General features: G+C 59.5%; 8 protein-coding genes. 7 read left to right on the top strand and 1 reads right to left on the bottom strand.

The window, feature by feature from the left end:
* Positions 1-78: 78 nt before the first annotated feature.
* From BAD_RS07085 to BAD_RS07075, 3 genes are all read left to right on the top strand, one after another.
* Entirely contained in the window at positions 79-819 is a 741-nt protein-coding gene (locus tag BAD_RS07085; RefSeq protein WP_046999675.1) for a Crp/Fnr family transcriptional regulator, read from the top strand.
* A 124-nt stretch (positions 820-943) separates the two neighbouring features.
* Entirely contained in the window at positions 944-3,244 is a 2,301-nt protein-coding gene (locus BAD_RS07080) for a transglycosylase domain-containing protein (RefSeq protein ID WP_011743653.1), read from the top strand.
* Between the two features lie 219 nt (positions 3,245-3,463).
* Positions 3,464-4,591 carry an NADH:flavin oxidoreductase/NADH oxidase gene (locus tag BAD_RS07075; RefSeq protein WP_003806745.1) on the top strand — a complete coding sequence of 376 codons (1,128 nt, stop codon included), beginning with the start codon at positions 3,464-3,466 and terminating at the stop codon, positions 4,589-4,591.
* A gap of 265 nt (positions 4,592-4,856) precedes the next feature.
* Here BAD_RS07075 and BAD_RS07070 read toward each other — a convergent pair whose 3' ends face one another.
* Entirely contained in the window at positions 4,857-6,005 is a 1,149-nt protein-coding gene (locus BAD_RS07070; RefSeq protein ID WP_003806744.1) for a quinone-dependent dihydroorotate dehydrogenase, read from the bottom strand.
* Between the two features lie 202 nt (positions 6,006-6,207).
* On the opposite strand from BAD_RS07070, the gene BAD_RS07065 reads away from it, so the two are divergent.
* From BAD_RS07065 to BAD_RS07050, 4 genes are all read left to right on the top strand, one after another.
* Entirely contained in the window at positions 6,208-7,011 is an 804-nt protein-coding gene (locus BAD_RS07065; protein WP_003806741.1) for a DeoR/GlpR family DNA-binding transcription regulator, read from the top strand.
* A 4-nt stretch (positions 7,012-7,015) separates the two neighbouring features.
* Entirely contained in the window at positions 7,016-8,266 is a 1,251-nt protein-coding gene (galT, locus tag BAD_RS07060) for a galactose-1-phosphate uridylyltransferase (RefSeq protein WP_011743649.1), read from the top strand.
* A gap of 31 nt (positions 8,267-8,297) precedes the next feature.
* Positions 8,298-9,548 carry a galactokinase gene (galK, locus tag BAD_RS07055; protein ID WP_011743648.1) on the top strand — a complete coding sequence of 417 codons (1,251 nt, stop codon included), beginning with the start codon at positions 8,298-8,300 and terminating at the stop codon, positions 9,546-9,548.
* A gap of 605 nt (positions 9,549-10,153) precedes the next feature.
* The gene (locus BAD_RS07050; protein WP_011743647.1) at positions 10,154-11,761 is read left to right on the top strand and encodes an extracellular solute-binding protein; all 1,608 of its coding nucleotides are present in this window, start codon (positions 10,154-10,156) and stop codon (positions 11,759-11,761) included.
* Positions 11,762-11,843 lie beyond the last annotated feature (82 nt).

Genomic DNA, 11,843 nt, shown 5'->3' with positions numbered 1-11,843 from the left:
TGGTGCCCGACTTAACGAGCGTTGGCATGGATGTCGACAACGGAAAACGCAGAAGCACGGCGGAACGGAGGCACGTCGATGGTCACCCCGAATGGAACCAACGGAATCAATGGTTTTGGTGGTTTCGACGATGAGCGTGAGACGTTGCTGCACACCGCGCTGTTCAAGCAGGTTTCGTCCGAAGAAGCCCGGGAACTGCTGCCGTATCTGCTGCATGCCGAATACGACAAGGGCGATTTCATCTTCCGCGAGGGAGACACCGACCATCGCATGTATCTGCTGGAGGAAGGCCGCGTCAAACTGACCAGACAATCCTCCGACAAGCGTGTGCAGCTGCTGAGCATCCACGCGTACGGCGAAGTGTTGGGTGAGATTCCGGTGTTCGATCCGCATGGCGGACCGCGTACCGCTTCGGCGGTGGCGATGACCAACGGCACGCGTGTGGTCTGGCTGGAACATGACGCGCTGTTCGACTGGCTCGACGAACATCCGCGCGTGGCCGTGGACATGCTGCAGGTATTGGCGCACCGCATGCGCAGCAACAACGAACGCATCTGCGATCTGGTGTTCATGGACGTTCCCGGACGACTCGCCAAAACACTGCTCAATCTGGCATCACGATTCGGCGAACCGGTCGAAGCCGGCCTGAAGGTGCCGCACGATCTGACACAGGAGGAGATGGCGCAGCTCGTCGGATCCTCACGCGAAACGGTGAACAAGGCGTTGATGGATTTCGCTAACCGCGGATGGATCGCCAGGGAAGGCCGGTCCATCATCATCTACCAGCCGGGCATGCTGATTCGCCGATCAAGACGATGACATTCGGCTGGTTTTCGGCTGATTTCCAACTTTTCCTAAGAAATTGTCTGTTTTGTGAGAAACCCGTGACGGCTTCCGGCACATGCGTTGGCGGGCATGTGTTTAGTAGACCCGCCACTTTAGAATGGGCGTCATGCCCAAGAAGAAGACCCTTACCGTTCAACGTGTGCTCGCATTGGTAATCGCATACATCACGTTATGCGTGGGCGGCGGCGTTGTGACGAGTATTTTCTTTATGCCCGCTGTGTTCGCCGCCAATAACGCGGCCAAAGCCGTCATTCCGTCCCTTGCGGTCGAAGGCATCGATTTCGATGTGACCTCGCTTCCGCAACGCTCGACGATGTATTTCAACGACGGCAAGACCGCTTTCGCGGAATTCTATACGCAGAACCGCGAGGTCGTGCCGCTGAAGAAAATCTCCAAAGCCATGCAGCAGGCCGTCGTGGCCCGTGAAGACAAGCGCTTCTTCGAACATACCGGCGTGGACGTGCAGGGCGTGTTCCGAGCGTTCTTCCAAACCTATGTCAGAGGCGGCGACCAGCAGGGCGGTTCCACGCTGACGCAGCAGTACGTCAAGAACGTGCTGTCCACCCAAGCCCGTGAAGACGACGATCCGATCGCCGAATACCATGCGACGGAAGACACCGTGGCACGCAAGCTGCGCGAGATGCTGATCTCGGTGCAGATCGAAAAGAAATACTCCAAAGCCGAGATTCTGCAGGGCTACCTCAACATCGCGCAGTTCGGCCGCAACAACCTGTGCGGCGTGGAAATGGCCGCCAAACGCTACTTCAACGTCTCCGCTTCGGAACTGAACGTCACCCAGGCGGCGACCATCGCGGCAATCACCAAGAATCCGCAGAACTTCGATCCTTCCGTGGAAGCCAACCAGAAGGAAGCCGAACACCAGCGCAACATCGTGCTGCAGCTGATGCACGACCAGGGCTACATCACCTCCGAAAAGGAATTCAAAGACGCCATCAACACGCCGTTGAAGGACACGCTGAACCTGCAGGACGTGAGCTCCGGATGCCAGTCGGCCATTGAAAACACCGGCTTCTTCTGCTCGTACGTGGTCAACCAGATCCTGAAGAACAAGGCGTTCGGCAAGGACGACGAGGCTCGCGAGAAGCTGCTGAAGGAAGGCGGTCTGAAGATCGTCACCACGCTCGACCGCAACGCCAACAACGCGGCCATGCAGGCGGCGAACAGCACCGTGCCGGCCACAGACCCGTCCGGATTCGAAGTGATGATAGCGGCCGTGAAGCCGGGCACCGGTGAAATCCTGTCGTTCGGTATCAACCGAACCTACGATGCCACGGATGACGCCCGAACGGATGAGACCAAGACCTCCATGAACTACATGGTCGATCAGGAGGACGGCGGCGGTATGGGCTTCAACGTCGGCTCCACCTGGAAGCCCATCAACATGGTGGCGTGGATGCAGAAAGGCCACTCCATCAACGAGTCGCTCGTCACATCCACCGTCTACGACACGTCGAAGTTCAACTGCAACGGCTACGGTTTCGTCGGCCCGTGGAGGGTGCAGAATTCCGGCGGCGGCACCACCTCTCCGGAAAGCCCGCTGCAGGGTCTGATCAAGTCGCACAACACCACGCAGGCCTCGATGGCGTCGAACATCGGCCTGTGCGCGATCGCCGACGCGGCCAAGGAGATGGGCTACCACAACGCCATCTCCAACGCGTCCGACATCTACTCCGCTAACTCGTTCCAGCCGCCAATGACCATCGGTACGGTGCAGGCGTCGCCGTTGACCATGGCCAACGTGTACGCCACCATGGGCGCCAACGGCGTGGAATGCACTCCGATCGCCATCACCAAGGTGACCGACCGCAGCGGCAGCAAGGTGAAAGTGCCGTCCGCGAACTGCCATCAGGCCATCGACCCGGACATCGCGCAGACCGTGTCTTACGCGCTGAACCAAGGTATCGTGCAGCCTGGCGGCGAAGCGTCGACCACGCAGCTTGACAACAATCGCAAGACCTTCGCCAAGACCGGCACCAACGAGAACACGGTGATGGCCACCGCAGGCTTCGTGCCGAACCAGGTCGCGGCGTTCGTCGCGGTCGCCGACGCGCAGGACCCGATCAACAACACCTTCGACAACAAGACCATCAACGGCGTGTACCGCCCGTCCTGGTACGGCATGTACATCGCAACGCCGGCGTGGAAGCAGTTCATGAACACGTATCTTGCCGCCATCAACGCGCCGATCGACAACGATTACGGAAAGGGTGCCGACAAGTACACGGTTTCGAAGGGCGCCACCAGAACATACAACCAGTACCAATACCAGCGCCAGCAGAACAGTCAGCAGCAAAGCCAGCAGCAGACCAACCAAGGCCAGCAGCAGCAATCGCAGCAACAGCCTGCTGAGCAGCAAAGTGACCAGCAGCATCAATAGTTGCGATTGTCGGCTATTCATGCCGACTGCCCGCATTGACTGACCGCACTGACTGCCCACGTCACCGGAGCGTAAATCGCATGGCAAAGTGAACAGTCCATAAACGCCCGCCCCAACCGGCGGGCGTTCTGCTTACAATGCAATCGGTACCATGCCCGTCGCGTGGGAACGCGGTGCGGATATCGACGATTCAGGCGATACCAACGATTCATAAGAGAGATGACAATGAGCGAAGACAAGAAGAACGGCAAGCAGAACAAGACGGTCAAACCGTTCGATCCGATGACGTTGCGTGGCGTCACCGTGCGCAACCGCATCTGGCTGCCGCCAATGGACACGTATTCCGCATTGGCGCAGGACGGCAAGCCGACGCCGTTCCACTACCAGCATTACGTTTCGCGTGCGATGGGCGGCTTCGGCATGATCATCATGGAAGCGACCGCCGTCGCGCCGGAAGGCCGCATTTCGCCGTGCGATCTGGGATTGTGGGATGACGGACAGATGGACGCATGGCGTTGGATCGTGGCCGACGCGAAGGCAGCGGGTGCCACGATGGCGGTGCAGCTCAACCACGCCGGACGCAAGGGTTCCACCGGCTGCCACGCGATCGGTTTCGATGGACAGAGCGTGCCGGAAGAGCAAGGCGGATGGCGGACGGTTTGCCCAAGCGCCAACGCATACGGTTCCCTGGCTCGTCCGCGCGCGCTGAGCGTCGATGAGATCCACACCATCGTGGACCAGTTCCGCGACGCCGCCTGGCGTGCCATGAACATCGGCTTCGACGCGGTGGAAGTCCATGCCGCGCACGGCTACCTGCTGTCGCAGTTCCTCGACCCGCTCATCAACGAGCGTGACGACGAGTACGGCGGATCGTTCGACAATCGCGTCCGCATGCTGGTCGAAGTCGTGGATGCTATTCGTTCCGTCGTGCCCGATACCATGCCGGTGCTGGTGCGCGTTTCCGCCACCGACTGGGCCGCAGGCGGTTGGGACCTTGACCAGACCGTCGAACTGGCTAAGATTCTGAAGGCCCACGGCGTGGACCTGATTGACGTGTCCACAGGCGGATTGATTCCCGACGTGACCATTCCGGTGAAGCCCGACTACCAAGTGCCGTTCGCCGAACAGGTGCGCAGTCGCGCGGGCATTCCCACCACCGCAGTCGGGCTCATCACCAAGCCGAAGCAGGCGAAGAAGATTCTGAAGTCGGGCGCCGCCGACGCCGTGGAAATCGGCCGCGCTGCACTGCGCGACCCGTATTGGCCGCTCCGTGCCGCCCACAAACTGGACGTGCCGGTCGAGGAAGCCCCCTACCAGCCGCCATACCTCCGCGGCGCCTTCCGCTGACCCTTCCCCTCCCTTCTTCCTCTTTTTTATTGCGAAAAGTAGCCACAACCCAACGCAACATAACAAAAAAACGAGTGGGAGGGCGGGCGTCCTGTTCACGACCGTAAGCTTGGCCGAACGGCCTTGAGTGTGTCGTGAACAGGACGCCCGCCCTCCCACGGAGACGCGCCTCTGTATTTATCTATTTATCTGCGATTATTAATCGCCTTTATAGTGCCTAAAAACCGCTTTTTAAATCGCAACTTAAATCGCAATTAAAAAGTTTTCACGCGTCGATGCCGACCGCCTCGCTGACATGTTCGAACCCGTCGCGCCTGAGCAGTTCGGCCAGTCCACGCTTCAACACGGTGATCTGCTGCGGACCACGGTACATAAGCGCGCTGATGAACATCACCAGCGACGAGCCGCAACGAATCTTCTCATACGCCTGCTGCGGGGTGAAGACGCCACCGATGCCGGCGATTGCGAACCGGTCCCCATACTCGCGGTAGACCTGCTTGATGCGTTCGTTGCTGGTCGCGTAGCACGGCGAGCCGGACAGTCCGCCCTCCCAATCGCGCGGAATGGACATGCCGGTGCGGTCCTTCTGCAGATTGGCGATCGACAGTCCCTGCACGTTGTGCTCGGCGAGCACGTCCAGCAGATCCTTGAATTCCGGCCACGTCTTATTGAGCGGCATTTTGACGAGCGTCGGCTGCGGACGGTCGATTTTGTCCAGTTCGGTGAACAGCTTGTCGAGCGCTTCCGGGCTTTGGTTGAACGGTTCGCCGGCCATGGTGTTCGGGCAGGAGATGTTCACTTCGACCATGGCGGTGCGTCCGGCCGCGCGGCGCATCGAAATGCAGTAATCCTCGATGCCTTCGTCCAGATCGCCGGTCTTGCTGTCGTTCGTGCGGGCGATCGAAACCGACACCTGCATGCTCTTCGCCTTCGTCCATGCGTTCTCGGCGCGCGGAATCACCACCGCGGAACCCTCGTTGGCAAGGCCCACGTGCACCATCATCGAATCGTATTCAGGCAGGCGGTGGAACCATGGGCGCGGGTTGCCGGGGCAGGGGCGCGACGTGGTGGAGCCGACCGTTTCGAAACCGAAGCCGACGTTGTCGAGCAGCACCGGCATCTCGCAATCCTTGTCGAGGCCGGCGGACAAGCCGAACGGATTGGCGAAATCGACGCCCATCACGTTGGTTTCCAGTATCGGGTCGGTGTAGTCGAGCATTTCGCGGCATAGCCACATCAGCGGTGGAATATTGCGGGTGACCTTGCAGAAATCGATCATCTGGCTGTGGGCCACGTCGGGCGTCTGGTTGAAGATGAAATGCGGTTTGATGATGTGCTTGTAGCCGAACGTGAAAAGGTCGGTGGTGGCTTTGTTCACTGCGTCGTGCCAAAAGTTTTCGGAAACGTATGTCATGGTTCCTTATTCTCGCACGTTTTCATTGGTTTCGCATGGCATTTTGGGCAAAAGCCGATGTGTGTCGGTGCGGCATATAGGACGTTCGTTTTTGTTCGTTTTAGGCTGAATTTGAGTCGATTGTGGTGCGGCTTTGCACGAAACACGCGCGAAACGCTCAACTCAGTTGTATTTTTGAGTGAACATGTGCGATAATGTTCATATGATTTCGTCGCAACGCCAGCATTTGATTTTGAGCCGTCTGCGTACCCGTGGTGCGGTGCGCATCACTGCACTGTCCAAGGAATTGGGCGTCTCCGCGATGACCATCCGCCGTGACATCGCCGATCTGGCGGACAAGGGTCTGCTGAAGCGCGTGCACGGCGGTGCCGTCAGCACCAGCACGCTGCTGAGCGAACCGCTGTTTTCCGTAAAGTCGCAGATGGACATCGGTCTGAAGGACGCCATCGCACAGGAAGCCGTCAAATACGTGGCCCCCGGCGACGTGATCGCCATCGGCGGCGGCACCACGGCGTACGTGTTCGCGCAGCATCTGCTCGAATCGCAGCAATCGTCCGGCATCACCATCCTCACCAACTCCATTCCGGTGGCGGAGCTGGTGCAGGCGCTCGAATCGAAAGACGTGGAAGTCATCGTGACGGGCGGCGTGACCACCCGTTCCAACTCGCTCGTCGGGCCGATCGCAGACAAAGTGGTCGCCTCGCTGCGCGTCAACACCGTATTCCTGGGCACGCATTCCGTGTCCATTCCGCGCGGTTTCCTCATGCCGAACTCGCTGGAAGCCGCAACCGATATGGCGATGATGGACATTGCCGATCGCACGATAATTTTGACCGACCACACCAAGTGGAGCTGCACGTCACTGTCGCTGTTCGCACGTTTTGACCAGGTGGATACGGTCATCACCGATGACGGATTGGACCCCGATTCGGTGTCGAAAACAAGGGATTTGGTCAAAGAGCTCGTTCTGGCACGCCAGGCCGAGCCGGTTCAGGAAGGTGAATAATCACATGAGTGATTTCGTCAACTACACTCCGGGAGAATATGCGAAGGAGCATATCCGTATCACGCCGACCACGCTTGCCGATGGCCGCGACTTCTTCTATCTCGATGACGATCCGGAATACGTCTCCGGCGTCAAGACTCGCGAACTGAAGGATCCGCGCCAACTTCCGTACCGTTTCTCCAACCAGCTCAACGCCGCTGGCGAGGAAGTGCCGTATGCGGCTCCCGAAATGCGTCGCGACCCACTGACCGGCGATTGGATTCCGATGGCGACCGCACGTATGAACCGTCCGATCACCGCCGGTCCGGGCGCGACGGCCAAAGGCAATCCGCTGGCCGCGCGCAAGCCGGGCGATCCGTACCAGGATGGCGAAGTGCCGGATACCGACTACAACGTGGTCGTGTTCGAAAACCGCTTCCCGTCGATGGTTCGCGTGCCGGGCCGTTCCGAAGCCGTGGAATACGTCAACGGCAACCCGCTGTGGGAGAAGAAGCTCGCCGCAGGCCGCTGCGAAGTGATCTGCTTCGACCCGGACGAAAACGGCCTGCCGGCGGACCTGCCGGTCTCCCGCCTGCGCACCGTCGTGGAGGCATGGGCGTTCCGTACCGCCGAAATCTCCAAGATGGAGGGCATCGAGCAGATCTTCCCGTTCGAGAACCACGGTCAGGAAATCGGCGTCTCCCTGGCGCACCCTCACGGCCAGGTCTACTGCTATCCGTTCATCGCACCGAAGATGGAAGCCGAACTCAAGCAGACCGAAGCCTACCATGAGAAGACCGGCGGCAACCTGCTCAAGGATCTCATGAACTCCGAAATCGAGGCCGGGGAGCGCATCGTCATGCGCAACCACAGTTGGGTCGCCTATGTGCCGGCCGCGGCACGCTGGCCGCTCGAGGTGCATGTGGCCCCGGTGCGTGACGTGCTCACCCTCGACGAGCTCAACGATCAGGAGCGTTGGGATCTGGCCGTCATGTACTCCACCCTGCTCAAGCGCGGCAACGCGTTCTTCGACAAGGGTGACGGCAAGGGCATGGACCTGCCGTACATCGCAGCATGGCATCAGGCCCCGATCCACGACAAGCGCCGCGAAAACTACCGCCTCAACCTGCAGTTCTTCTCGTTCCGCCGCGCCGCCAACAAAATCAAGTATCTGGCCGGCTCCGAATCAGGCATGGCCGCATGGGTGTCCGACACCACGCCGGAACTCATCGCCAAGCGCTTCCACGAGCTCGGACCAATCGATATCGAAGGCTGAAAGCCAATAAAACCCAAAGGACAAAACACCAATGACTGCTGTTGAATTCATTGAGCCGCTCTCGCATGACGAGGGTGTGAAGAACGCGACCGACCTGTTCCGAGCCACCTACGGTGAGGAACCGGCTGGCGTATGGGCCGCACCGGGCCGTGTGAACCTGATTGGCGAACACACCGACTACAACGCGGGCCTGTGCCTGCCGATCGCACTGCCGCACCGCACGTTCATCGCGCTCAAGCCGCGTGAAGACACCAAGGTGCGCGTGGTTTCCGACGTTGATTCCGGAAACGTTACCGAAGCCGACCTCGATGGTCTGCAGGCCGGTGGTGTGGAAGGCTGGGCCGCCTACCCGGTAGGCGTTGCCTGGGCATTGCGCGAAGCCGGCTTCGATGCGGTGCAGGGCTTCGACGCGGCATTCTCCTCCTGCGTGCCGCTCGGATCCGGTCTGAGCTCCTCCGCAGCCATGACCTGCTCCACCGCCTTGGCGCTGGATGATGTGTACGGTTTGGGTTATGGCGCATCCGATGCCGGTCGTGTGACGCTGATCAACGCCGCCATCAAGTCGGAAAACGACATGGCGGGCGCGTCCACCGGTGGTCTCGACCAGAACGCATCCATGCGTTGCACTTTCGGCCATGCGTTGCGTCTTGACTGCCGTCCAGAGCTGAGCCCGCTGGAGAACGTCTCCCAGCAGGAATTCGATCTCGACAAGTACGGTCTGGAACTGCTGGTGCTTGACACTCAGGCTCCGCATCAGCTCAACGACGGCCAGTATGCCCAGCGTCGTGCCACTTGCGAGAAGGCTGCCGAAATCCTCGGCGTGGCCAACCTGCGTGTGGTCGCCGACAGCATCGCCAAGTCCGACGATCCGTTCCAGGCGCTCAAGGAAACGCTCGACAAGCTGGAAGACGACACGATGAAGAAGCGCGTGCGCCACGTCATCACCGAAATCGCCCGTGTCAACTCCTTCGTGCGTGCCTTCGCCAACGGCAAGATCGACGAGGCAGGCCGACTGTTCAACGCGTCTCATGATTCGCTCGCTGCGGATTATGAAGTGACTGTGCCCGAGCTGGATATTGCCGTGGATGTGGCTCGTGTCAACGGCGCGTACGGCGCACGTATGACCGGCGGCGGCTTTGGCGGCTCCATCATCGCGTTGGTGGACAAGGGTCAGGGTCACGAGATCGCACAGAAGATTGCTGACCGCTTCGAAAAGGAAGGCTTCAACGCGCCTCGCGCCTTGCCGGCGTTCGCTGCGGCTTCCGCGAGCCGCGAGGCCTGATCGCAGAAGCCGATGCAAAAATGCGCGTTGGCGCACGCCCATGAAAAAGGACGTGCGCCAACGCGCGTTTTGCACGATTTACTTGTGGACCAGATGGCGCACCAGCGTATCCCACAGCGATGACCAGCAGGTACGATGCCGAATGCTTCATCCCGGCTCCCGGTGCGGCTACGTGTTTGGCCTGATGCTGTCTGTGATCGTATTCGTGCTCCCCTCCTTCTTTTCTGAAGGAGGGGAGCACCTTTCGTAAGTAGCGACGTGTCGACTTGGTGGCCGTCATGTTCGGCTACGCTTTTGTGCGTACAACGGACGGGTTGTACGTGTATTTGATGAAAAACGATACGTTATACGATTAACGGCGTGTCGCGATGTGGGTGATTCCGGTGTTCTGCAAGAACGGCAGTATGGAGCCGAAGTTTACGTTTGCGACGCTGGGGGGACTGGTTGATGAGAGCGCTAACTATTGAGATAAACGATTAACGTTTGACATTAAACGATTAACGATTTATAGTGTTAATCACCGCAAAGCAAGCGGCTGATGAGGTCGTACCGGTGCGTCTTACATCGGTACGAGGAGGAAACATCAAGGAAGAAGGAGCCTAATCATGGCACGAAGAAGTGTTCGCCTGTTGGCATCAATAGCTGCAGTCGCGACTATGGTCACGACGTTTGCCGCCTGCGGCAACAAGCAGGCCACCACAGACGAGAACGGCAAGCCAATCGTCAATATTCTGGTTCGTCGCAACGTGACCGACCATCCGATGCAGGACACCCAGTACACCAAGGATCTGGAAGCCGCCTGCGACTGCACCATCAAGTGGCAGGAAGTCGCCGACAACGCTTGGGGTCAGCAGAAGAGCGCCAAGATGGCCGCCGGTGAATTCCCGGACATTGGCTTGAGCTTGTTCAGCATGGTGGATGCGGCCAAGTACAGCACCTACTTCGAGGATCTCAAGCCGCATCTGGATAAGATGCCGAACGTCAAGAAGTTCCTCAAGGCCCAGCCGGGCGCTGCGAAGTACGTTACCGATGGCACCAAGATCGCCATGCTGCCCTCCGACCGCGGCAAGGGTTACGAGGTTTCCGGCACTCACATGTTTATCAACAAGACCTGGCTGGACAAGCTGGGACTCCAGATGCCGACCACTTGGGACGAGCTCGAGAACGTGCTCGATGCATTCAAGACCCAGGATCCGAACGGCAACGGCAAGGCCGATGAGGTGCCGATGAATATCCGCAGCCTCGGCTTCGGCCTGTGGAGCCCTCTGGCGCTGATGAACTCCGAAGGCGTGGTCACCTCCTTCATGGGCGGCGGCGCTTCCGAACAGGGCTATTATGTGGACAACGGCAAGGTTAAGAGCTATTACACCTCCGACGCGCTCAAGGACGTCGTCTCCTACCTGCACGGACTCATGGCCAAGGGCCTTATCCCGAAGGATGTGCTCACCCGCGACGCCTCGCAATACACTTCGCAGACCGTCAGTGACGGCAAGACCGCGCTGACCGGCGTCTCCTTCGGTTGGTCCAACTACTCCGAATACGGCAACGCGCTTGGCGACCAGTACGTCACCCTGCCGCCGCTGAAGAAAGACGCCTCCACGCCCGACTCCCAGGTCAAGTGGGATTATTCCCAGGACGCCTGCCGCTGGGCCTACTCCGGTTCCGGCCTGACCGTCAACCCGAACGCAGCCAACCAGGACGCCATCTACAAGGTGATCGACGCCATGTACGGCGAGAAGCTTTCCGTGGCTGGATTCTTCGGCTCTATTCCGGATATCGTCTCCGATGACGGCGACCACCAGTACACCATCGACAAGGCTAAAGCCTACGCCGAATATCCTGATACCCGCGCCGTCGCCCTGCAGGACCGCTTCGGTGGCTGGATTCGCGACGACGTGAAGATGGTCAACGACACCAACGCCGACCAGGTCACTGCGTCCGATTTGGCCATTCGTGAGGCGCGCAACCGCGTCGACGGCGTCAAGGATGTCGTACCGATTTACGTGCGCCCGAATACCGAGGACTCCAACACCCTGCAAAACAACAACACCGCCATCTCCAACTACGCGAACAACCAGATCGCGAAGTGGGTCCAGAAGGGCGGCATCGACAAGGAATGGGATGCCTACGTGAAGAAGGTGTCCGAACCGACCCTCGGCCTCGACGCCAACATCAAGATTTGGCAGAAGTGGTACGACAAGTACACCAAGTAGCCAAGTAATACCGCGGGGTCCATCGCACGGGTTCGTTTCTCTCCCGTGACTGCCGCCGGACCCCGCATTTTTGTTCCCTAGC

The organism is Bifidobacterium adolescentis ATCC 15703 (genome assembly GCF_000010425.1).
Taxonomy (GTDB): domain Bacteria; phylum Actinomycetota; class Actinomycetes; order Actinomycetales; family Bifidobacteriaceae; genus Bifidobacterium; species Bifidobacterium adolescentis.
The sequence above is the reverse complement of the archived record's forward strand: the minus strand, read 5'-3'. Positions and strand labels throughout refer to the sequence as shown.